Raw genomic sequence first — 23,417 nt, forward strand, 5'->3', positions numbered from 1 at the left:
GAAACAGGAATTCGATGAACTTTCTAATTTCATTCTGCCTGAATAACAGAATCACCGTGATTCTGCTGACAATTGCGCTGGCGGTCATCAGCATTTTCGTGGTGAAAAATATTCCCGTGGACGTGTTTCCGGAACTGAAGGTTCCGCGCGTCACCATCCAGACGGAAGCCCCTGGCCTTACCGCGGAGGAAGTGGAGCAGTATATCACCATTCCCATTGAGTCCGCCATGAACGGCACCGCCGGGGTCAAGGGCGTGCGCTCCTCCTCCGGCAGCGGCCTCTCCTTCGTATGGGTGGACTTTGACTGGGACAAGGATATCTACCAGGCGCGCCAGATCGTAACGGAACGCCTGGGCGCGGTCCGAGAGTCCTTGCCGGAAGGCACGTCCCCGGAGCTGGCGCCCATCGTCTCCGTAACGGGGGAAATCATGCTGATCGCCCTGACGGGGGACAAGGACACCTCCACGCTGGACATGCGGCAATTGGCGGAATACAAGCTGCGCACGCGCCTGCTGGCCATCCCCGGCGTGGGGCAGGTCACGGTGCTGGGCGGCCGCCTGCCGGAATACCAGGTGGTTTACGATCCCAACAAGCTCAAGCTGGCAGGGGTGGACCTTTCCAGCCTGAAAACGGCCATTGAGGAATCCCAGTCTTCCGTGCCCGCCGGGTACCTGGAGGACGTGGCCGGGCAGGAGCTCCCCATTCAGCAGGATACCCGCACCGCCAATATTGAACAGCTGAACCGCGCCCTGGTTCCGGACCACGCCTCCGGCATTCTCCGGCTTCAGGACGTAGCGGAGGTCAAGATAGACGGCGCGCCGCGACGGGGCGACGCCGGGTTCATGGGGGAAGACGCCGTGGTGCTTTCCGTGCAGAAGGTGCCGGGAGCCAATACGCTGGCCCTGACGCAGGCTGTGGACGCAGCCGTCAAGGAGTTCAGCCAGAGCCAGCTTCCCAAGGGCATGAAACTGCACACCACCGCCTACCGCCAGGCGGATTTCATTGAAATGTCCCTGGACAACGGCACGGAGACCCTGCTCATTGCGGGAGCGGTGGTCATGATCGTCATCTTCCTGACGCTGCTGAACCTGCGCACGGCCATCATCACGCTGATTTCCATGCCCCTGTCCGTCCTGTTCGGGATGATGATGTTCCCCATTTTCGGGCTGGCCATTAACATCATGACCCTGGGCGGCCTGGCCGTGGCCGTGGGGGACGTGGTGGACAACGCCATCATTTTCGTGGAAATAGCGTGGCGCCACCTGAACCGGAACGCCGCCCTGCCGGAGGACAAGCGCAAGAGCAAGTATGAGGTGCTGATGAAGGCCAAGGGGGAAATCGTGGGTTCCATCTCCTTCTCCTCCGTCATCATCCTGCTGGTGTTCACGCCGGTCCTCTTCCTGTCCGGGCTGGAAGGCCAGTTCTTCCGCCCCTTGGGCATCTCCTACATGCTGGCCCTGCTCTCCTCCCTCATCGTAGCCGTCACCATTACCCCGGTGCTCTGCTACATGTGGTTCAAGAAGAGCAAAAACGCCGCCACGCTGGAAAGCGGGGACTCCTTCAGCTCCCGCCTCATCAAGCGCATTTATGCGCCCATTCTTGAATTCTGCCTGCGCTTCTCCAAGACGGTCTGCGCCATCATGGCGGCCATCACGCTGCTGGCCCTGTGGCTGGGGTCCACCTTCGGAACCAGCTTCCTGCCGCCGTTCAACGAGGACTGCTACACGGTCTTCGTCAGCACGGTGCCGGGCACTTCCCTGGATGAAACGGAGCGCATCTCCCGGACGGTGATGAAGGACATTGAACGCATTCCGGGCGTTCTCAGCGTCACCCAGCGCACGGGACGCGCGGAAAACGACGAACACGCGGAACCCGTCAGCGCTTCCGAACTGCTCGTGCGCGTAGACCTGGAGAAGGACCAGAAGGAACTGCGCGCCGCCATCAAGAAGTGCATTGACGATATTCCCGGCACCAGCTCCATGATCGGCTATCCGCTGGCGCACCGCATCAGTTCCGCCCTCTCCGGCTCCAACTCGGAAATCGCCATCAATATTTACGGCACGGAGCTGCCCCAGCTCCGCCTGGCGGCCCAGAAGGCCAAGGAGATTCTGGCGAACATGCCGGAGGTGGCGGACGCGCGCGCCAACCGGGAGATCATGGTGGATACCATCCGCGTGCAGTACAACCAGGAAGCCCTGGCCTCCCACGGCCTGACCATGGCGAACGCCGCGGAACAGGTTTCCACGGCCATGAACGGCCAGAAGCTGGGGGAAGTGATCAAGAACCAGGACCACTGGAACATTGTCCTGCGCATTGATCCCAGGCTGAAGACGTCCATGGAAGACATCAAGAACCTGGAACTCATTTCCCCCAATAAAAAGACCGTGCGCCTGGCCGACGTGGCGCAGGTGTACCGGGAGGAGGTCTCCAACCTCATCCTGAGGGACAACACCATGCGGAAGGCCATGATCTCCTGCAACCCCTCCCCCAATTCCAACCTGGGGGACCTGGCAAAAGCCTGCCGGGAACAATTGGACCCGGTGATGAACGCCATGGGCTGCACAGTGGACTATGACGGCACCATCAAGGCGCGGGAATCCGCCTCCGAGCGGCTTTACGTGCTGGGAGCCATCGTGATGGTGCTCATTGTGCTGCTGCTTTCCTCCGCGCTGGGGAGCGTCCGCCGCGCCATGCTGACGCTGGTGAATATTCCGCTGTGCCTGGTGGGCGGCATTGTAGCCGTCTTCCTGGCCTCCCCCGGCACGCTGTCCTCCCTGTTCGGCGCCGCGTACATTCCGCCCATCCTCTCCGTGGCTTCCATCGTGGGGTTCGTTACCGTCATCGGCTTCGCCATCCGCAGCGGCCTGATCCTGCTCAACAGGTACCGGGCGCTGGAACACAAGGGCATGAACCCGGCGGAAGCCATCCGGGAAGGTTCGCTGGAACGCGTGGTTCCCATCATCATGACCTCCCTTACAACGGTGCTCGGCCTGCTCCCCCTGATCTGGGCCATTGACAAGCCCGGGGGCGAACTGCTCGGGCCGCTGGCCATCGTCCAGTTCGGCGGACTGGTTTCAGCCACCATCCTGAACCTGCTCATCATTCCGGCCACAGCCAAACTCTTCTCCCGCTGGATTTCCTCCCGCCGGAAAGAATTGGAAGCAACCTCCTGATCCATTCGGGATTCCAGCGGCGGAACCGGGGAAGGACGAGGCCCCGGTTCCGCCTTTTACAATGACAGACGTAACAAGTCCTTGCCTTCCGGGCCGATAAGGAGCACACATGGGTGCTTAAGCTTCACCGTCATGCCCAAACGGAAATCCACCAGAGAGCACCTGCTCAATACGGGAGCCATGATCGTCGGGGAATCCGGGCTCCGCGCTCTCACCATCCGCGGCCTGTCCCTGCGCGCCGGCACCAATACGGGGAGCTTTGTCTATCACTTCGGCAACCGGGAAGCTTTTCTGAACGAACTGCTGGAACGCTGGTACGAACCGTTGTTCACCGGCGTCAGAACCCACGCCAACATTCATCTTCCGGCCTTTGAAAAACTGGAAGCCATCCTGGAAGACGTCATGGAGTTCCTGCTGCGCCACGGCCAGTTCATTGCCCAGCTGGTGCTGGACGCCCTGGCGGGAGAACGGGCGGCCATCCGCTTCATTTCAGGAATCCATACGCGCCACCCCCTCGTCCTGCTGGAAACCATACGGGAAGCCCAGGAGGAAGGTTCCGTGCTCCAGGGAGACCCCATGAACATCCTCATCTACCTCGTCTGCTGCGGCGGGGCTCCTTTTATCCTTTCCGGACAACTCCAAGTGCACGACCCGAATGCCGTGCGGCCCGTGCTGGATCTGCTGGGCTCCATCCTCAATGACCCGGAGAGCGCCAGGCAGCGCATGACCTGGGCGCTCCGCGGCATCCGCCAGTCCTGAGAACTCTACGGGACTCCGGAAATACCACGTTGCGCCGCGCTCTTCCCGCAAAGCTGGAGCGCCGCAGGATTTGCGGGCCATGGGCTTTCCCTTACCGCCTCCAATGGGGTCGGTGGGGCGGACGGGGCGGCGGAGGCGGAGGATTGTGATGATGCCAGTCATTGCGATACCTGTCCTTGTCGCGGTCATGCTGGACCGCCGCGCCGATGGCAGCCCCGGCGGCCAGCGCGCCCACGCCGATGGCGGCGGCCCCGCCAGGCGTCACGGTGCTGTTTCCGTAACTGTCCGTCGTGCAGGACGGCATCAGGGAAAGAGACAGCCCGGCCAGGGGAAGGAGCCAGAGGGATTTGATATGCTTGTTCATGGTGTGAAATATTGGTAATGCCGGCAGCCCGGCTTACATCCAGTAAGCGCGGCGTGCCCGCATGATTTGTTTAAGCATGTCACAGCCCGGAGAGAAATTCCCGGAATCATGACGCCTGTTATGCACAGCGGACCCTTTGGAACGCCCTGTTCCGGCGCTCCTGGACACGAAAATCCGCATGCGCTGCAAAAGAACAGACATGCGGATGTAGAAAGCGTTCATCTTCCGGAAAGCTCCGGAAAAGTCCGCCCGGATTATTTCTGCTCCGCAGCGGGTTCGATGCGGACGGGGCTCTGAATATCAAACAGGCTCTTGCGCAACAGGTAGCCTCCGCGCTGGAGGACAAACGCGCTGGACGGGAACTTTTCCGCCAATTCACGGTAAAAGGCTCCCGCGGCGGCATTGTCCTTCTTCGCCCGGGCAATGTCCCCCAGGCACATGGTGGCAAAACCGGAAAAAGTGGGATCCCCCGCGTCCACCACGGAACGGAACAGGCCATCCGCCTCATCCGCCTTCCCGCGGTTCATCAGGCGGCATGCCAGGGTAACGGAAGCCTGGGCCTTCCATTCCTCCGTGGGAGCGGAATCAATAAAAGCTTTCATCCTGGCTACGCCTTCATCCTCCTTGCCGGCGTTCCACAGGGCGACCGCCTGAAGATAGGTGGCGGTGACGGCGGCGCGGGAATCGTCAAAATCCGCCACCACCTGCTGAAGCCCCTGTTCATTCAGGGAGATTTCCCCGGTAGCGGGGGATTCCGGCATGGCGGCCACCAGCGCGGCGCCTGCCTTTCTTTCCATGGAATCCTGCATGCCGTTGTAAATGATCCATCCGGCGGCTCCGAGAACGCACAGCAGCACGACCAGCGCAACCTTTCCGTAGTGTTCATCCAAAAACTGTTCATGCTTGGCCGGACCGACGGAGATTTCCGCAAACGCGCTTCCGTCGCCCATCGGCATATTGTCCATGGCCCGTTTAATATCCTTGATATCCATAATATGTTGAAGAGGTTTCTATCGTGTTGTCCCGGCCAAATCAATCAGCTTTTTACTTATCTTCGCCATGTTCCAGAAGCTGGAGGGAATCCTTCAGGCCCAGGTTCCTGTAGATCTGCCGCGTGGCGCGGCTCTGGTTGAGCGTATAAAAATGAATGCCGTCCACGCCGGAATCCAGCAGCTCCGCACATTGGCTGGAGGCGTACTGGATGCCTACCTCCTGAACGGCGTCCGGATTGGAGCCGGCGCGTTTCAGCGCCTTGAGCAGCCGGGCCGGAAAACACGTGCCCCCGGAAAGCTCCGCCATGCGGTTCATGCCGGACAGGCTGGTTACGGGCATGATTCCGGCCAGAATGGGCACCTTGATGCCGGCCAGCAGGCAGCGTTCCCGGTAATCCAGAAAAGAATGGTTGTCAAAAAACAACTGGGTGCAGATATAATCCGCGCCGGCATCCACCTTCGCTTTCAGAAAATCCATCTCGCGCAGGCGGTTGGGCGTGGACGGATGGCCTTCAGGGAAGCCGGCCACGCCTATGGCGAACCCGTCCGGATCAGGATGGCGTCCGGATTCGTTATATTCACGAATAAAAGCCACCAGTTCCGCCGCATGGCGGAAGGCATCCGCATCACGGTTGTAATTTTCCGTGCCGCGCGGGGGATCTCCCCGCAGGGCCAGAACGGCCCGCACCCCTGCCTGGGCGTACTGGTCCAGAATGCTCCATACTTCCTCCCGGCTGTGGCCTACGCAAGTAAGGTGGGGCACCGTGGGAATGCGGGATTCATGCTGGATGCGCAGCACCACCTCCCGGGTAAGCTCACGGGTGGAGCCGCCCGCGCCGTATGTCACGCTGACAAAACTGGGATGGTACGGTTCCAGTTCACGGATGGTCTGGTACAGGGCCGCCGCAGCCTGCTCGTTCTTGGGCGGGAAAAATTCAAAGGACAGACTGGGGCCCGCGCCCGACTGCAATCTTTCTCTCAGATGCACTTTTTCTTTATTTGGCTTGGCTCTATCCGGACCCGCATTACGGCTCCATGGGAATCATTACCGGCTGGGGCGCCGCCGCAGGAGCGGGAGCGGCAGACGGGGCCGCGCCAGGCTCGCCTTCTCCCATCATGTTTTCCTGCCAGCTTGCGGGCGGGACAATCACTTCATCCCCCGGCTTGATGGGCTCCTTGTCATTGTTGTCAAAAAGCGTGTTGCGCTTCACGTAGGACTGGAACACCTTCCCGTCCGGGTCAACTCCGTCGATAATCAGGGAGACAAAGATGCTTCCGCGCCTGCGGATGCCCAGTTCCTGCCCCACTTTCAGGTCAGGCTGGCCGATGGACTGGAACAGGACAAGGTTGGCGTCACGGTAGTATTCCGTCACGCGTCCCACCTGTTCGGCGTCCTTGATCTCATTGAGCCATTGCAGGCGGGGGTCTCCCTTTTCAATGCTCCGGCGTTCCAGCAGGGCGCGTTCCTCCTCCGCCATGGCGTGGCGCTTCTTCAAATCTTCATTCTCCTTCTTCATCCGTTCCAGCTCGGCCGTGGCATGGGCCAGCTCCTCGCTCACCACCGGGTCCGCCACGACTACCGGCTGAACGGCGGTGCCGGGCGTCTGCGTGGGCATGGGAAGGTAAGGAGAGGGATTGACGGCTGCCGGAGCGGGCACGGGGGCTATCTGCTGCTGTTGAATCACATCCATCCTTGAGGAAATGTTCACATAGATCATTCCCAGAACGGCCAGCACCACCACCAGGAACACCAGAATAAGGATGCGGAAATTGCTCATGTCGTCAAATGGTAGAGGGATTATTGAATAAAATTAGTAGGAATAGTTGAGATAGAACTGGAATTGTCCTCCGCGGTCGATGGCGTTGTTCTTCTGAATCGGAATGGCATAGTCCACCGCCAGAGGACCGATGGGCAGGTTCAGGCGCAGGCCGATCCCGTAGTCGGAAACGATCTTGGATGCGCTGAAGTCAAAGGCGTCCCCGTTGACGAAGCCGATGTCGTAGAACACGGCGACGCGCACTTCTTCAATCACCGGAATGGAATATTCAAACTGGCAGAAGAAGGAGGAACGGCCGCCCATCGTTTCATCACCGCTCAAAGCCGGATTGTATGGAGCCACGTCCCGGAAGCGGAAGCCGCGCATGTTGTACGGGCCGCCGAGGTAGAGGCGTTCAAAAATGGGTACGTCATGGTCGCCGTAGGAATCCACGGTGGCCGCACCGGCATTGATGCTGAAAATGGTGTCTCCGCGCAAGTTCCAGTAATAAGAGCCGTTGATGCCGAAGTTGTAAGTCTTCACATCGCCGCCCAGGCCGGAATAACCGGCCAGCACTTCAAACTTGCCGCCCTTGCGGGGGAAGATTTGCGCGTCACGGGTATCAATGGTGTAGGAAAGTTCCACGTGGCTGCGCAGGTAATCGCCGTCCTGCAGCCAGAAGAAGATGGGGGCGTTACCCTTGGCGTCAATCTGGTACTGTTCCAGGCGGTATTCCAGCTTCACGTAATCCAGTTCCCCGATCGGCTTGCGCAGGGAAACGGCAAAGCCGTAGTTCTGCTGGTCGTAATAGTCGGAGAAGTACGTGGAATTGCTGTAGAAGATTTCCGTGCCGAAGGCCAGCTTGCGGTGCAGGAACCACGGGTCCACCCAGGAGATGCTGGCATCCTGCGTTTCAAAACCCACGCGGGTATTGATGGCGAAGCGCTGGCCGCCGCCCACGAAGGAGGACCAGTCATACATGTCGAAGTTGGACTGGGTGATGCCCGCGAAGAGGTACACGCTTTCAATGGAGGAGAACGCCACGCCAATGTTCAGGGAACCGGTGCGTTTTTCCGCCACTTCAATGTTGATGTCACGGTAGCCGGGCCGCGTGGAACCCACCTGGGCCACGTCCACCATGTCAAAATAGTTCAGGTTCTGGAGACGCTTCTGGGCGGTATCCAGGTCCACGGAGTTCATGGGGTCGTTGGACTGGAGGGGAAGTTCCTGGCGGATGACGTAATCCTTGGTGCGGTTGTTCCCGGTCAGGCGGATGTTGCCTACGCGGTAGGGGCTGCCTTCCGTCACATGGTAAACAATGTTGATCTGCCCATAGCCGGTCCTGGGATCAATGCCCACTTCCTGGATGTCCGGGCGCACGGCGGCGTCCGCATACCCGCGGGAGCCGTAATAACGGCGAATCATCGTCACGTCGTCGGCCACCTTCTGGGCGGAATAGGTATCCCCGTTGTACATGCTCAAGCCGGGAATCAGCTCCTGGGCCGTAAACACCTTGGTGGGGCCGAAGGCGACCTGATTGACCTTGTAGCGCCGCCCTTCGGTAAGCGTGATCCTCATCGTCAGCTTCTGCTCGTTGCCCTTGCCGGCGTCAAAGTATTCCACCTTGTCCAGCTTGACGCGCAGGTAGCCCTTGTTGCGGTAATAAGTCACCAGTTCCGCCAGATCGTCCTCCAATTGCTCGCGGTCAATGCGGCCGGACTTGGTAATCCAGGTCAGCCAGCCCTTCTCCTTGGTCTTCATCACCTGGCGGAGGTCCTTGGCGCTGATGTGGTCGTTGCCTACAAAATCGATGTTGATGATATTGGCCTTCTTGCCTTCATTGATGTCAAAGACCACGTCCACAAAGCCGGGGCGCTCCGTCTTCTGGTAAAAATAGGAAACGCGCACATCCGGATACCGGGCTTCCTGATAATAGGTGCGCAGCTTGGAGATGGCGCTGCTGAGGGCCTTGTCGCTGAGGGCTTCCCCTCCCTTCAAGCCGCATTCCTCGGAAAGGTCCCGGTTGTCGAACGCGGTGTTGCCGCGGAAGCCCACGCCGCCCAGCAGGTTCTGGGCCGCCATTTCAAACACCACGGTCACGCCGTCGCCGGAAGGTTCCACAGCCACCGTCGTATTGCCGCCTACCAGGCCGCTTTCCAGCAGCCGTTCCAAGTCCTTGTTCACCACTTCCGGGGAATAATTGGTGCCCGGCTGGGTAGCCAGCAGGTTTTTCAGGCGGTCTTCGGACACGGTCTTGCCGGTGCTTCTATAACGCACGGAGACGCTTTTCACGGGACGCCCCTCATACGCCTGGTCACCGGGCAGAAGCCCCGTTTCCGGACCGAGTTCCCGCACCACCTGTTCCGGGGTCATTACGGAACCGTAGCCGCCTCTGTTAAGGGAAGTCTTATCCTGGGCCAAAGCAGCCGAACATGCTATCAGGGGAAAGGAAACACACAAAAAAACGGGACGAATCATGAGAGCTGAACTTAATGCTTGGGATATAAAGGACTTTTCCGTCCGCATAGTCAAGACGTGATTCCGCGTAGAACGCAGTTGCCCTGCATTTCTTACGTTGCGCGCGCATGTGCGCCTGAGAAAGGCAATTGTGTCATTCCCGTGCAATAGCTTGCACTCCAGATACCCGCTCATTACATTTATTGCCGCTCGTGTTTTGACCGCTGCCGCCATACCGGAGCCGAGACAGAACCACTTTCAATTAACACTGACCGTATTATTTATGGAAATCAACGTTGATATTCAACCGGACTGCACAGCCACGCTGAAAGCTTCCATCCCCGCAGAAACCACGGCCGCGCGCCGCGCCTCTATTGTGGATTCCTACGCCGGCAAAGCCAAGCTGCCCGGCTTCCGCCCCGGCAAAACGCCCAAGTCCATCATTGAAAAACGTTTCAAGAAGGAAATTGAAGAAGAACTGCTGGACACTCTTTTTGAAACGGCCTGCTCCGCCGCTCTGGAAGAAAATCCCAAATTGAAAGTGCTCAACTTCGGCAAGCCGGAACAATCCCTCGACGACCAGGGAAATTACACCGCCACCAGCGCGATGACCGTGGTTCCCGAATTCGAACTGCCGGAATACAAGGGCATCGAAGTCAAGGTCCCCTCCTCCGAAGTGACGGAAGCGGACGTGGAGGAAGCCCTGAACTCCCTGGCCGAACAGATTGCGGAATTTACCCCCGTGGACCGCGCCGCGAAGAAGGATGACGTGGCGATCATTGATTTCAAGACCACCCTGGACGGCAAGCCCGTAGCGGAAGCCGCGGGCAAGCCCGTAGGCTTCCTGGAAGGCCGCGACGGCCAGTGGATGAAAGTGGAGGAAGACCAGTTCCTGCCCGGCTTCGCCTCCGCCTTGGAAGGCTTGAAGGCCGGCGACAGCAAGGATATCACCGTCACCATTCCGGATACCTTCCCGATGGCGGAACTGCGCGGCAAGGAACTCGTGTTCCACACCACCGTGAAGGAAGTGCGTGAAAAGCAGCTCCCGGCCATGGATGACGCCTTTGCGGAAAAGGTGCTTCCCGGCAAGAACCTGGAAGAACTGAAAACCGCCCTGAAGGAAAACCTGGCCCAGCGCAAGACCATGCAGATTGACGAAGCCAAGGCCGACCAGATCACGGAAAAGCTGGCGGACATGCTTGACTTCAACCTGCCGGAAGCCGTCGTGGAACGCGAAGTGTACGGCATCCTCCAGCAGAAGATGCAGCAGGCCATGTACAGCGGGAACGCCCCGGCGGACATGGACAAGTTTGTGGAGGAAGCCCGCGAAGAAGCCAGAAAGGAAGCCAAGCGCAATCTCAAGGTCTTCTTCATGCTCCAGGAAGTGGCCCAGGTGGAAAAAATCGCCGTCACGGAAATGGAACTCTACAATGAAGTGGCCCGCCAGGCCCGCCAGCAGAAAAAGAACCTCAAGTCCTACATCCGCGAACTTCAGCGCGAAGGCCGCGTGCATGGCATCAGAATGAGCCTGCTGACAGCCAAGGTTCTGGACTTCCTGACAAAAGAGGCCAAAGTAACGGTAGACGAGCAATAACCCTCCTCTGCACAAGACACCTTACCAGGGGGAGTTGGCGCGCACATGCCCGACTCCCCCGTTTTGCATCCTGCAGACGGGTAGCATACATTAAATAAAACAACATCCCATCTTCAACAAACATGTTTCAAGACCAATCTTCCAAATCAGGCCCCATGAACGCCTACTACGTCCCCATGGTGGTGGAGCAGGACGGCCGCGGCGAACGAGCCTTTGACATTTACTCCCGCCTCCTGAAGGACCGCGTCATCTTCATCGGTTCCGCCATTGACGACGATGTGGCGAACTCCGTGATTGCCCAGCTTCTGTTCCTCCAGATGGCCGACCCGAAAAAAGACATCCACGTGTACATCAACTCCCCCGGCGGCTCCGTCACCGCGGGCCTGGCGATTTACGACACGATGCAGTTCGTCTCCTGTGACGTGAACACGTACTGCCTGGGCATCGCCGCCTCCATGGGGTCCGTCCTTCTGGCGGCGGGCACGCCCGGCAAGCGCTTCTGCCTGCCGAACTCCCATGTGATGATCCACCAGGTTTCCGGCGGCGCCCAGGGCACCGCCTCCGACGTGGAACGCACCATCGGCTTCATGTTCAACCTCAAGAAGCGCCTCAACGGCATTCTGGCCAAGCACACCGGCAAAACGGAAAAGCAGATTGAAAAGGACGCCGACCGCGACAACTACATGACCGCTGAGGAAGCCGCGGCCTACGGCCTGGTGGACAAGGTGCTGACGCATCATTCCGACGGACGGGACGACAAGAAAAAGGCCAAGGCCTGACCCCTGCCTCCCCCATTTCTCTCTCCCTGAAAAACCATGTCCGGTTCCAACCCTCATATTCCTGCCTGTTCCTGCTGCGGCAAGCCCGGGAACAAGGTGGACAAGCTCATCCAGATAGCGGAAGACTTCTATATCTGCAACAATTGCGTTGAAATTTGCGTCAACATGATTGTGAAGGATACCGGCCTTCCGCTGGCGACCCGCTTCATCCGCGGCATTCTGAGCATGGAGCCCTCCGCCTATGCCATGTGCCAGGCGGAGGCCCGCAAGGCCGCTGCCGCGGATATGCTCAAGGAAACGCCGGGCGCCCCGGCCTCCTACGAAGGACCGCTGCCCACGCCGGAAGAAATGTGCGCTACGCTCAACCAGTACGTCATTGGCCAGGATTACGCCAAAAAAGTGCTCTCTGTAGCCGTGTACAACCACTACATGCGCCTGCGCCAGAGCGCCGTGATGCTGGAGGACGAATCCCTGGACGACGTGGAAATTGAAAAATCCAACATCCTGCTGGCCGGCCCTACCGGCTCCGGAAAAACCCTGCTGGCGAAAACGCTGGCGAAAATGCTCAACGTCCCCTTCTGCATTGTGGACGCCACCACGCTGACGGAAGCCGGCTACGTGGGGGAAGACGTGGAAAACATCATCCTGCGCCTTCTCCAGGCCGCGAACTTTGACGTAGCCAAGGCGGAACAGGGCATCATCTATGTGGATGAAATCGACAAGATCGGCCGCAAGACCCAGAACGTCTCCGTCACGCGGGACGTCTCCGGGGAAGGCGTGCAGCAGGCCCTGCTGAAAATCATTGAAGGCACCATCTGCAACGTTCCGCCCACCGGGGGCCGCAAACACCCGCAGCAGGAATACATCCGCGTCAACACGGAAAAAATCCTCTTCATCGTGGGCGGGGCCTTCGTCGGACTGGAAGACATCATCCGCAAACGCCTCGGCGCCACCCAGATGGGGTTCGGAGCCATCACGGAACAGCGCGACCGCAAGGAATACTCGGAAGAGGAAGTCCTGGCCCAGGCGATGCCGGAAGACCTCTTCTCCTTCGGCATGATTCCGGAGCTCGTAGGACGCCTGCCCATCTTCTGCCCGCTCTCCAAGCTGGATGAAGGCCAGCTCGTCCGCCTGCTCACGGAACCTAAAAATGCCCTGGTCAAGCAATACTCCAAACTGCTCGCCATGTACGGCGCCAGGCTGGATGTGCAGCCGGACGCCCTGAAAGCCATGGCCGCGGAAGCCATGGAACGCGGCACGGGAGCCCGCGCCCTGCGTTCCATCTTTGAAACCCTCATGCTGGACGTCATGTACAAGGTGCCCAGCATGGAAGACGCGGACTCCGTCACCATCACCAGGGAAACGGTTACCGACAAAAAACCGGCGCAAATCCGCCAGGCCTCCTAACTCCCCCGCTTCTCCGCCATGCCGGAATCCCTCACCGTTCTGGGAATAGAATCCTCCTGTGATGAAACGGCGGTCGCCATCCTGCGTTCCGCCGGGGAGGGAAAAGCGCCGGAAATACTCTCCTCCATCATCTCCTCCCAGATCGCCATCCACCGCCGGCACGGCGGCGTGGTGCCGGAGCTGGCCTCCCGCAACCACTCGGCGGACCTTCCCGGAGTCATCCGGGCCGCGTGCCGTGAAGCCGGCGTGACCCCGGCGGACATCGATGTCTTCGGCGCCACGGGCGGCCCCGGCCTGGTAGCCGCCCTGCTGGTAGGCAACAGCACGGCCAAGGCGCTGGCGCTGGCGACGGGAAAGCCCTTCGTCTCCGTCAACCATCTGGAAGGCCATTTGCTCTCCCCCTTCCTTAAACGTCCCGGAGGCCCCGTTCCCCATCTGGGCATGGTCGTCTCCGGCGGCCATACCCTCTTTGTGGATGTGCGCGGCGTGGGGGACTACCGCCTCCTGGGCCGTTCCCTGGACGACGCCGCAGGGGAAGCCTTTGACAAGGTGGGAAAAATGCTCGGCCTCCCCTACCCCGGCGGCCCGGAAATCGACCGCATGGCGGCGCACGGCGACCCGCAGGCCTTCTCCTTCCCCCGCGCCCTGATGAAGGAGCACACGGCCAATGTCTCCTTCTCCGGCCTGAAAACGGCCGTTCTCTACACCCTCCCCAGGCTGACGGCAAGCGGCGCCCCTCACGACCTGCCGGAACAGACCCTGCGCGATCTCTGCGCCTCCTTCCAGCGTGCCGTGACGGACGTACTGATTCACAAGGCGCTGCATGCCCTGCGCGTTTCCGGCCACCGCACCCTTTCCGTTTCCGGCGGCGTCTCCTGCAACGGGGAACTGCGCTCCCGCCTGAAAGCCGCCTGCGACCGTGAAAACGTGGAACTGGTCCTGCCGGACTTTGACCTGACGACGGACAATGCCGCCATGATCGCCTATGTCACCTGCCTTAAAGCCCGCAGGGGACTGTTCCACTCTCTGGATGAAGACGTTGACCCCAATCTCAAATTGACGGAGGATCTGAACAGATCCAAATATTCAACGCATTCCTGATAAAGATATTACACATGAACACCCCGTATTTGCGGCATAATGATAAAAAAATGTTCATGTTTTCATTGACATCCCGTATTTAAAAACGTAACATAGCGTCCGCTTTTCGTCAGGCAACACGGGAGGATGCTATTTATCCGCTAGAACCGCAGGTTTGGGCGGATTTACAACTCTCTAAGAGCAGCGAAAGGCGGAAGAAGTCTATGCTTCTGTAGCTCAGGGGTAGAGCGCATCCTTGGTAAGGATGAGGTCGCGGGTTCAATTCCCGCCAGAAGCTCCATCTTCAAGCTAGACCCATAGCAGCCCAAACCTAAACAAAACATTATGGCTAAAGAGCAATTCCAGCGCAACAAGCCCCACGTGAACGTGGGCACCATCGGTCACGTTGACCACGGCAAAACCTCCCTTACCGCCGCCATTACTTCAGTGCTCGCTAAGAAGGGTTTCGCCGAAGCACGCGGCTATGACCAGATCGACGCCGCTCCCGAAGAACGCGAACGCGGCATTACCATCTCCACGGCCCACGTTGAATACGAAACGGAAAACCGTCACTATGCCCACGTTGACTGCCCCGGACACGCCGACTATGTGAAGAACATGATCACCGGAGCTGCCCAGATGGACGGCGCCATCCTCGTGGTTGCCGCTTCCGACGGCCCGATGCCGCAGACCCGCGAACACATCCTCCTTGCCCGCCAGGTGGGCGTCCCCGCCATCGTCGTTTACATGAACAAGTGCGACCTGGTTGACGACCCCGACCTGATCGAACTCGTGGAAATGGAAATCCGCGAACTTCTCAACGAATACGAATTCCCGGGCGACGACACCCCCATCATCAAGGGTTCCGCCGTTAAGGCTCTGGAAGGCGACGCCGCCGCTGAAGACTCCATCATGGAACTCATGGCTGCCGTTGACTCCTACATCCCGCAGCCCGAACGCCCCGTGGACCAGCCCTTCCTCATGCCCGTGGAAGACGTGTTCTCCATCTCCGGCCGCGGCACCGTGGCTACCGGCCGTATCGAACGCGGCATCGTCAAGAAGATGGAAGAAGTCGAAATCATCGGCATCAAGGACACCCAGAAGACCGCCGTTACGGACATCGAAATGTTCCGCAAGCTGCTTGACGAAGGCCAGGCCGGTGACAACGTTGGCCTGCTCCTCCGCGGCCTGAAGAAGGAAGACATCGAACGCGGCCAGGTGATCATCAAGCCCGGCACCGTGAAGCCCCACAAGAACTTCAAGGCTGAAGTTTACGTCCTGACCAAGGAAGAAGGCGGCCGTCACACCCCGTTCTTCAACAACTACCGCCCGCAGTTCTACTTCCGCACGACGGACGTGACCGGCTGCTGCACCCTTCCCGAAGGCGTGGAAATGGTGATGCCCGGCGACAACGTCAACCTGGAAGTCCAGCTCATCACTCCGATCGCCATGGAAAAAGCCATGCGATTCGCTATCCGCGAAGGCGGCCGCACCGTGGGTGCCGGTCGTATCAGCGAAATCCTTGACTAAGTTCCCCTGGAACTTGTAGAGGAATCTACATAGGTTTAATGAGGGGGCCTCCCCGCAGGCCCCCTCATTTCCCACGAAAGAAGAGACACCAACAGGTCAGTAGTTCAATTGGTAGAGCGTTGGTCTCCAAAACCAAAAGTTGGGGGTTCGAGTCCCTCCTGACCTGCCACTTCTTTCCAAATACATCACCCCACCTTGAAGCATGTTTCGCAAGATTTCTCAATTCATCGCCGAAGTTAAGGGCGAACTTAAGAAGACCACCTGGCCCTGGGAAAGCGATCCCAAGGTGAAAGGTTTTAAAAAATTCCGCGAACTCTGGGGTTCCACTCTCGTCGTACTGATTGCCATGGTCTTCCTTGGCGCGTTTGTTGCATCGTTCGACATCTTCCTTCACAGCGTGGTCAACTACCTCATCCAGTTGGCAATCTAGTTTTACTCCCACTTTCTTTCTCCGATCATGCCCAGTACCCCAGAGCCTCACGAACAATGGTATGTTCTTCACGTCCTCTCCGGACAGGAAAACAGCGTTCGTGACCGCATTATCCGCAAGGCGAAGGACGCCGAACTTTCCGACTTCATCTACCGGGTGGAAGTCCCCACGGAACTCATCTCCGAAGTGCGCAACGGCAAAAAGACGGAACGCCACAGCAAGCTTTTTCCCGGGTACGTCTATGCCAACATGTACCTGCTGGAAGCGGACGGCACCCTGAACAAGGACCTCTGGTACTTCATCCAGCAGATTGACGGCGTCATCAGCATCGCCGGTTCCCGCAACGCTCCCCTGCCCATGCGCAAGCGCGAGGTGGAGGATCTTCTGCCCCTGCTGGATGCGGAAGCCGTCGCCGCCCGTCCCAAGGTGGAATTCGCCGTCGGCGATCCCGTGCGCGTCTGCGAAGGCCCGTTCCAGAGCCAGGAAGGCACCATCGAAGAAATCGACCCCGAAAAAGGCAAACTGCGCGTCAGCGTCTCCATCTTTGGCCGCGCCACTCCGGTGGACCTGGAATACTGGCAGGTGGAAAAAGCCTGAGCCCCATTCGCCGGCAGGCAGCAAGCTTCTCCCGTTCATTTTCTCCGCTAACAAAGCAAAACCATGGCAAAAGAAATAACCAAAATCATCAAGCTCCAGATCAATGCCGGAGCCGCTAACCCCTCCCCGCCCGTGGGTCCGGCACTTGGTCAGGCCGGTGTAAACATCATGGCATTCTGCAAGGAGTTCAACGCCGCCACGCAAAAGCAGGCCGGCGACCTCCTGCCGACCGTCATCACCGTTTACAAGGACAAATCATTCTCTTTCATCACCAAGCAGCCCCCGGGCAGCCTGCTTCTCAAGAAGGCCGCCGGCATCGCCTCCGGCTCCGGCGAACCGAACAAAAAGAAGGTCGCCACTCTTTCCAAGGCCAAGCTGATGGAAGTCGTCAACACCAAACTCCCGGACCTCAACACGAAAGACCCCGAACGCGCCGCCCGCATCCTTGCCGGCCAGGCCCGCCAGATGGGCATTGAAGTTGAAGGTATGTAACACTCACCGCAGGAGGATTAACCAATCCGAACGCACTGCCAAATACACACATGTCTACCAAACGCAGCAAGCGATATCAAGAAGCAGCCAAGCTTGTTACCCCTAACAAGAACTACAGCATCACGGAAGCCGTGGAAACCATGAAATCTTTCCCGGCCCCGAAATTTGACCCGACTGTCACCGTTTCCTTCCACCTGACCGTGGACCCCCGCAAATCCGACCAGATGGTCCGCGGCAGCGTCTCCCTGCCCAACGGCACGGGTAAGAACGTCCGCGTCCTCGTCTTCGCCCAGGGTGATGCCGCCAAGGCCGCCCAGGAAGCCGGAGCCGAATTCGTGGGTTTTGAAGACCTCATCAAGAAGGTCCAGGAAGGATTCGTCGACTTTGACACGGCCATTGCCACCCCCGACGCCATGACGGAGGTTCGCAAGGTTGCCCGTGTGCTGGGTCCGCGCGGCCTGATGCCCAACCCGAAAACCGGCACCGTTACGGATGATACGGCCAAGGCCGTGAAGGAAGTGAAGGCCGGCCGCGTTGACTACAAGGTTGACAAGAACGCCAACATCTCCGCCGCTGTAGGCAAGCTGTCCTTCTCCAACGAAGGCATCACTGAAAACATCGTTGCTCTGATTGATTCCGTCGTCAAGGCCCGCCCGGCTTCCGCCAAGGGCGCCTACATCGAATCCGTCACCGTTTCATGCGCCATGTGCCCCGGTCTGCCGGTTGACACCGCTTCCATCGCCAAACTGTAACCCGAACCGATTTAGCACACCATGAATCCTGACAAGCGTATCATCATTGACGACCTGACCGCCCGCGTCAACGCCTCCCCGTTCCTGATCGTCGTGGACTACACCTCGATCACCGTGCCTGAGTTCACCAACCTGCGTTCCGCCCTGGCCGCCTGCGGCGCCCAGTGCCACGTAGCCAAGAACAACTTCATGCGTACGGCCCTGACGGATGCAGGCCTTCCCGACATCGGGGAACACCTCGTCGGCCAGACCGCCTTCGTGACCGGCGCGTCCGACGTGGCCGCCGCCGCCAAGGCCATCAATACCTTTGCGAAGGCCTCCAAGAAGGCCGAATACAAGGTGGCGATCCTGGACGGAGCCATCCTCTCCGCGGACGACATCCGCGCCATCGGTGAACTGCCTCCCCGCGACCAGCTGCTTGCCAAGCTCCTTGGCACCATCAACGCGGCCGGCTCCGCTCTTGCCCGAGTTCTTCAGGCATATGTGGACAAAGAAAACGGCGGCAGCGAAGAACCCGCCGCCTAATACTAACCCCTTGACCGGACGGCCCGGTTGCACTCTAGCCAAATGTGTGAAAACCGGGCCCGACTCTCCTACAGGTTCCTTGTCGGAACTCCAGCCGGAGAACTGAAATGCCAAGTTGGCTCTTGGCGCGACTCGAAACCAAACTAGAAAACAATACAATGGCTGATATTAACAAAATCGCTGAAGAACTCGGTACCCTCACCATCCTGGAAGCTGCCGACCTCGTCAAGCTTCTGGAAGAAAAGTGGGGCGTTTCCGCCGCTGCTCCCGTAGCCGCCGCTGCCGCTGCCGCTCCTGCCGAAGCTGAAGAAGAAAAGACCGAATTCAACGTCGTCCTGACGGAAGCCGGCGCCAACAAGATCGCCGTGATTAAGGCCGTCCGCGAAGTGAAGACCGGTCTCGGCCTGGTGGACGCCAAGAAACTGGTTGAAGGCACCCCCGCCGTCATCCTGGAAGCCGTCTCCAAGGACGAAGCTAACGCCGCCAAAGCCAAGCTGGAAGAAGCTGGCGCCAAGGTGGACGTCAAGTAAGCTTTTTACTTCCCGCGCAACAGGAGAAGACCCGTTTTTCTCCTGTTGCGCTTCCTCGTCTTCACATCCCGCGTGACCGACTAGAGGCTTTTTACCCGTCAAAACGCTTCCAGTCGGTTCCGTCTCCCAAGGAAGGAACCAATCAACCCAGCATCCGGGTTTTCAGGATGCAAACCCATAACATCTCCGCCACAGCAGCCCATGTCAAAGCGACTCTACTTCGGGAATATCAAGGAAGTCATCGAACCTCCGAACCTTATTGAGATTCAACTTCAATCATACTTCGATTTTCTACAACAGGACACCCCGGCCGCGGCCAGGAAAAACATCGGGTTACACGGCGTTCTGAAGGAAATCTTTCCTATCAAGAGCTATGACGAAAACATTGAGCTCGACTTCGTCTCCTACGACATCGAACAGCCGAAGATGAGCGATTACGAGGCTATCCGCGCCGGGGAAACCTACAGCGCCGCCCTCCAGGTCACCTTCAAGCTCAAGTCCGACAACGAATCCAAGGAAGAAACGGTCTACATGGGTGAACTCCCCATGATGACCAACCGCGGCACCTTTGTAATCAACGGCGCCGAACGCGTCATCGTGTCCCAGCTCCACCGTTCTCCGGGCATCTGCTTTGAAAGCGCCCAGCACCTGAACGGCAAACTGCTCCACTCCTTCCGCATCATTCCGGACCGCGGCTCCTGGCTGGAAGTCCAGTTTGACACCAACGACCTGCTCTACGTCTACCTTGACCGCCGCCGCCGCCGCCGCAAGTTCCTTGCGACGACGTTCATGCGTTATCTGGGCTTCAAGACGGACCGCGATATCGTCAGCCAGTTCTACGACATCCGCACGCTTCCCCTGAGCGAAGACATGACGGAGGAAGACCTGCACAACCTCGTGGCCGTGGACACGATCAAGGACAAGGACCTCGTTCTTGCCAAGGCTTTCGAACAGCTCAACATGGGCGTGGTTCGCCAGCTCCTCCAGTTCGGCATCAAGGAAATCGACGTCATCGACCAGAGCGAGGACGACGTGCTGATCAAGACCCTGAAGAAGGATCCCGCCCATGACGAGGAATCCGCCCTCAAGGAAATCTACAAGCGCCTCCGTCCCGGCGATCCCGCCACGGCCGCCCAGGCCCGCACCCTGCTCAAGAGGCTCTTTGACGATCCCAAGAAATACGACCTCACCCGCGTGGGCCGCTACAAGATCAACCAGAAGCTCGGTCTGGACACCAGCCTGGACCAGCGCCTGATGACGGCAGAAGACTTCCTGGCCGCCCTCAAGTACCTCCTGCGCCTCAAGAAGGGCGAAGGCATGGTGGACGACATCGACCACCTGGGCAGCCGCCGCGTGCGCGCCGTGGGCGAACTCATGGCCAACCAGTGCCGCGTGGGCCTCGCCCGCACGGAACGCCTGGTGAAGGAACGCATGACCCTCATTGACCAGAACATTGAAGGCGTGACGCCCAGCAAGCTCATCAACCCGAAGGCCCTCAGCGCCGTCGTGCGCGACTTCTTCGGACGTTCCCAGCTCTCCCAGTTCATGGACCAGATCAACCCCCTTGCGGAACTGACGCACAAGCGCCGCCTCTCCGCCCTGGGGCCCGGCGGCCTGAACCGCGACCGCGCCGGATTCGAAGTGCGAGACGTGCATCCCTCCCACTACGGCCGTATCTGCCCGATTGAAACGCCGGAAGGCCCCAACATCGGTCTGATCAACTCCATGTGCACCTACGCCCGCATCAATGAATTCGGATTCATTGAAACGCCCTACCGCAAGGTGGAAAACGGCCGGGTCACCAACACCATCGAATACGTCACCGCCGACCAGGAGGAAGGCTACCTCATCGCCCAGGCCAACAACCCGCTGGACGAACAGGGCAACTTCACCACCTCCCGCGTGACCGCCCGCGAAAAGGGCGAGTTCATTGAAGTGGACCCGGCGGACGTGCACTACATGGACGTGTCTCCCAAGCAGCTCGTCTCCATCGCCGCAGGCCTCATTCCCTTCCTGGAACACGATGACGCCAACCGCGCCCTGATGGGCTCCAACATGCAGCGCCAGGGCGTGCCTCTCATGGTGGCGGAATCCCCGTACGTGGGAACCGGCATTGAAGGCAAGTGCGCCAGGGACTCCCGTTCCGTCGTTCTGGCGGAAGCGGACGGCATCGTGGCTTCCGCCACGGCTGAAGTCATTATCACCACGAAGGACGGGGAATTGCCCGTGCGTCCGGAAGTCTTCCTGTCCGATCCGGACAGCGTGCGCACGGACCGCGACAACGGCGTATACGTCTATCCCCTGCGCAAGTTCATGCGTTCCAATGCCGGAACCTGCATCAACCAGCGTCCGATCGTGCGCCGCGGCGACAAGATCAAGACCGGCGACGTGCTGGCGGACGGCCCGAACACGGACCAGGGCGAACTGGCCCTCGGCCGCAACGTGCTGGTGGCATATATGCCGTGGAACGGTTACAACTTCGAAGACGCCATCGTCATCTCCGAAAAAACCGTGAAGGAAGACACCTTCACCTCCATCCATATCTCCGAGTTTGAAGTGCAGGCCCGCGACACCAAGCTGGGCCCGGAAGAAATCACCCGCGACATTCCGAACGCCGGTGATGAAGCCCTGAAAAACCTGGACCATGACGGCGTCATCCGCATCGGCGCGGAAGTGAAGCCCGGCGACATCCTCGTCGGTAAAATCACTCCCAAGTCTGAAACGGAACTGGCTCCGGAAGAACGCCTGCTGCGCGCCATCTTCGGTGAAAAGGCTGCGGAAGTGAAAGACACCTCCCTCCGCGTCCCCTCCGGCTGCACCGGCATCGTGATGGACGTTCGCATCTCTTCCACGGGCTCCGGCCACCACCGCGGCGACCTCGTCGTGGACAGCGCGGAAAAGAAAAAGCAGTTCAAGAAGATCAATGACGAGCACAAGAAGAAGAAGGAACAGCTCATTGACCAGCTGACCAAGAAGCTCTCCGACATTCTTCTGGGTGAAAAGATCCCGCTGGACGTGGTCAACGAGCAGACCGGTGAAATCATCATCCCGGCCAACCGCAAGATCACCAAGACCCTGCTGCGCAAGCTGGCCCTGGTGCACGACCACATCGAAATCGAACCCAGCCCGATCCGCAACAAGATCCTGGAAATCATCACCTCCTTCGAAGGCCGCTTCACGGAGCTGGACGACGAACGCGAACACAGGCTGGACCAGATGGAATCCGGGGACGAATCCGAACCCGGCGGACTGAAGGAAGTCAAGGTGTACATCGCCGCCAAGCGCAAGCTCGGCGTGGGCGACAAGATGGCCGGCCGCCACGGCAACAAGGGCGTCGTCGCCAAGATCGTCCCGGAACAGGACATGCCCTTCCTCGCGGACGGCACTCCGGTGGACATCGTGCTGAACCCGTTGGGCGTGCCTTCCCGAATGAACGTGGGCCAGGTGCTTGAAGCCCACCTTGGCATTGCTGCCAGGGCCCTCGGCTTCAAGGTGGCTACCCCGGTGTTCGACGGCATCAGTGAAGAAACCATCTGGAACTACATGTCCGAAGCCAAGAAGGTGGACGGATTCACCTGGATCGGTGACGGCAAGGACGGCACCGTGGGCGGCAAGAGCACCCTCTATGACGGCCTGACCGGCGAACCCTTCCACAACCCGGTGGTGGTAGGCCAGACCTACATGCTCAAGCTGAACCACCTGGTGGCGGACAAGATCCACGCCCGCGCCGTGGGTCCGTACAGCCTGGTCACGCAGCAGCCCCTGGGCGGCAAGGCCCAGTACGGCGGCCAGCGTTTCGGGGAAATGGAAGTGTGGGCGCTGGAAGCCTATGGCGCCGCCTACACCCTCCAGGAGCTTCTCACCGTCAAGTCCGACGACGTGCAGGGCCGCACCCGCATTTACGAATCCATCGTGAAGGGTGACAATACGCTGGAAGCCGGAACTCCGGAATCCTTCAACGTTCTGATGAAGGAAATGCAGTCCCTGGGCCTGAACGTGCGCCCCGGCAGCAAGGATGAACAACCCTCCCTGCAGCTCGGCGATACGGACCTCACTCCCGTGGACGGCATGACGGAAGGCTTTGACAGCGACGACATGGCCGGCCTGGCGGACGTCGACTTCTCCGACCTCAAATTCTAATATCCACCGTATTCCACTCCCGTGCCGCAAGACGCGGGAGTGGGCATCAAACATTCTTC

Annotated in this window: 19 protein-coding genes and 2 tRNA genes; 16 read left to right on the plus strand and 5 right to left on the minus strand. The window is 59.4% G+C overall.

Annotated features, from left to right (window positions below; all coding sequences use genetic code 11):
* Positions 1-14: 14 nt before the first annotated feature.
* Together HJW02_RS04140 and HJW02_RS04145 are read left to right on the plus strand one after the other, a co-directional pair.
* Positions 15-3,173 carry an efflux RND transporter permease subunit gene (locus HJW02_RS04140; RefSeq protein ID WP_102721190.1) on the plus strand — a complete coding sequence of 1,053 codons (3,159 nt, stop codon included), beginning with the start codon at positions 15-17 and terminating at the stop codon, positions 3,171-3,173.
* A 132-nt stretch (positions 3,174-3,305) separates the two neighbouring features.
* Positions 3,306-3,932, plus strand: a complete 627-nt coding sequence (locus HJW02_RS04145) for a TetR/AcrR family transcriptional regulator (RefSeq protein ID WP_022396937.1) — start codon at positions 3,306-3,308, stop codon at positions 3,930-3,932.
* Between the two features lie 91 nt (positions 3,933-4,023).
* On the opposite strand, the gene HJW02_RS04150 is transcribed toward HJW02_RS04145, so the two are convergent.
* The 5 genes from HJW02_RS04150 to bamA form a co-directional block, all read right to left on the minus strand.
* Positions 4,024-4,296: a hypothetical protein gene (locus HJW02_RS04150; protein ID WP_022396938.1), complete on the minus strand. Its 273-nt coding sequence runs from the start codon at positions 4,294-4,296 to the stop codon at positions 4,024-4,026.
* A 254-nt stretch (positions 4,297-4,550) separates the two neighbouring features.
* The gene (locus HJW02_RS04155) at positions 4,551-5,288 is read right to left on the minus strand and encodes a tetratricopeptide repeat protein (protein ID WP_022396939.1); all 738 of its coding nucleotides are present in this window, start codon (positions 5,286-5,288) and stop codon (positions 4,551-4,553) included.
* 52 nt (positions 5,289-5,340) lie between these two features.
* The gene (metF, locus tag HJW02_RS04160) at positions 5,341-6,276 is read right to left on the minus strand and encodes a methylenetetrahydrofolate reductase [NAD(P)H] (RefSeq protein ID WP_022396940.1); all 936 of its coding nucleotides are present in this window, start codon (positions 6,274-6,276) and stop codon (positions 5,341-5,343) included.
* Between the two features lie 37 nt (positions 6,277-6,313).
* Positions 6,314-7,066: a hypothetical protein gene (locus HJW02_RS04165; RefSeq protein ID WP_102721188.1), complete on the minus strand. Its 753-nt coding sequence runs from the start codon at positions 7,064-7,066 to the stop codon at positions 6,314-6,316.
* Positions 7,067-7,099: 33 nt separating this feature from the next.
* Positions 7,100-9,418 carry an outer membrane protein assembly factor BamA gene (bamA, locus tag HJW02_RS04170; RefSeq protein WP_180971103.1) on the minus strand — a complete coding sequence of 773 codons (2,319 nt, stop codon included), beginning with the start codon at positions 9,416-9,418 and terminating at the stop codon, positions 7,100-7,102.
* Between the two features lie 367 nt (positions 9,419-9,785).
* On the opposite strand from bamA, the gene tig reads away from it, so the two are divergent.
* The 14 genes from tig (at position 9,786) to rpoB (ending at position 23,358) form a co-directional block, all read left to right on the plus strand.
* Positions 9,786-11,096, plus strand: a complete 1,311-nt coding sequence (tig, locus tag HJW02_RS04175) for a trigger factor (protein ID WP_102721186.1) — start codon at positions 9,786-9,788, stop codon at positions 11,094-11,096.
* Between the two features lie 122 nt (positions 11,097-11,218).
* The gene (locus HJW02_RS04180; protein ID WP_102721185.1) at positions 11,219-11,875 is read left to right on the plus strand and encodes an ATP-dependent Clp protease proteolytic subunit; all 657 of its coding nucleotides are present in this window, start codon (positions 11,219-11,221) and stop codon (positions 11,873-11,875) included.
* 36 nt (positions 11,876-11,911) lie between these two features.
* The gene (gene clpX, locus HJW02_RS04185) at positions 11,912-13,282 is read left to right on the plus strand and encodes an ATP-dependent Clp protease ATP-binding subunit ClpX (RefSeq protein ID WP_102721184.1); all 1,371 of its coding nucleotides are present in this window, start codon (positions 11,912-11,914) and stop codon (positions 13,280-13,282) included.
* Between the two features lie 18 nt (positions 13,283-13,300).
* Positions 13,301-14,383 carry a tRNA (adenosine(37)-N6)-threonylcarbamoyltransferase complex transferase subunit TsaD gene (tsaD, locus tag HJW02_RS04190; protein WP_102721183.1) on the plus strand — a complete coding sequence of 361 codons (1,083 nt, stop codon included), beginning with the start codon at positions 13,301-13,303 and terminating at the stop codon, positions 14,381-14,383.
* Between the two features lie 205 nt (positions 14,384-14,588).
* A tRNA-Thr gene (locus HJW02_RS04195) sits at positions 14,589-14,663 on the plus strand.
* 44 nt (positions 14,664-14,707) lie between these two features.
* Positions 14,708-15,892, plus strand: a complete 1,185-nt coding sequence (gene tuf, locus HJW02_RS04200) for an elongation factor Tu (protein ID WP_022396947.1) — start codon at positions 14,708-14,710, stop codon at positions 15,890-15,892.
* Positions 15,893-15,985: 93 nt separating this feature from the next.
* Positions 15,986-16,061: transfer RNA gene (locus HJW02_RS04205), tRNA-Trp, on the plus strand.
* Positions 16,062-16,094: 33 nt separating this feature from the next.
* Positions 16,095-16,322 carry a preprotein translocase subunit SecE gene (locus HJW02_RS04210; protein ID WP_012420088.1) on the plus strand — a complete coding sequence of 76 codons (228 nt, stop codon included), beginning with the start codon at positions 16,095-16,097 and terminating at the stop codon, positions 16,320-16,322.
* Between the two features lie 27 nt (positions 16,323-16,349).
* Positions 16,350-16,919 carry a transcription termination/antitermination protein NusG gene (nusG, locus tag HJW02_RS04215; protein WP_012420087.1) on the plus strand — a complete coding sequence of 190 codons (570 nt, stop codon included), beginning with the start codon at positions 16,350-16,352 and terminating at the stop codon, positions 16,917-16,919.
* Between the two features lie 63 nt (positions 16,920-16,982).
* Entirely contained in the window at positions 16,983-17,411 is a 429-nt protein-coding gene (gene rplK / locus HJW02_RS04220; RefSeq protein WP_022396948.1) for a 50S ribosomal protein L11, read from the plus strand.
* Positions 17,412-17,461: 50 nt separating this feature from the next.
* Positions 17,462-18,163 carry a 50S ribosomal protein L1 gene (rplA, locus tag HJW02_RS04225; protein ID WP_022396949.1) on the plus strand — a complete coding sequence of 234 codons (702 nt, stop codon included), beginning with the start codon at positions 17,462-17,464 and terminating at the stop codon, positions 18,161-18,163.
* A 21-nt stretch (positions 18,164-18,184) separates the two neighbouring features.
* A complete protein-coding gene (rplJ, locus tag HJW02_RS04230; RefSeq protein WP_022396950.1) occupies positions 18,185-18,688 on the plus strand; it encodes a 50S ribosomal protein L10 in 504 nt (167 codons plus the stop codon).
* A 158-nt stretch (positions 18,689-18,846) separates the two neighbouring features.
* Complete coding sequence (gene rplL, locus HJW02_RS04235) at positions 18,847-19,218, plus strand: 50S ribosomal protein L7/L12 (RefSeq protein ID WP_022396951.1); 372 nt, start codon at positions 18,847-18,849, stop codon at positions 19,216-19,218.
* 201 nt (positions 19,219-19,419) lie between these two features.
* Positions 19,420-23,358 carry a DNA-directed RNA polymerase subunit beta gene (gene rpoB, locus HJW02_RS04240; RefSeq protein WP_102727664.1) on the plus strand — a complete coding sequence of 1,313 codons (3,939 nt, stop codon included), beginning with the start codon at positions 19,420-19,422 and terminating at the stop codon, positions 23,356-23,358.
* The last annotated feature ends 59 nt before the right edge of the window (positions 23,359-23,417 follow it).

Origin of the sequence: Akkermansia sp. GGCC_0220 (assembly GCF_017566105.1) — a bacterium.
In the GTDB taxonomy this organism is placed as follows: Bacteria; Verrucomicrobiota; Verrucomicrobiia; order Verrucomicrobiales; family Akkermansiaceae; genus Akkermansia; species Akkermansia massiliensis.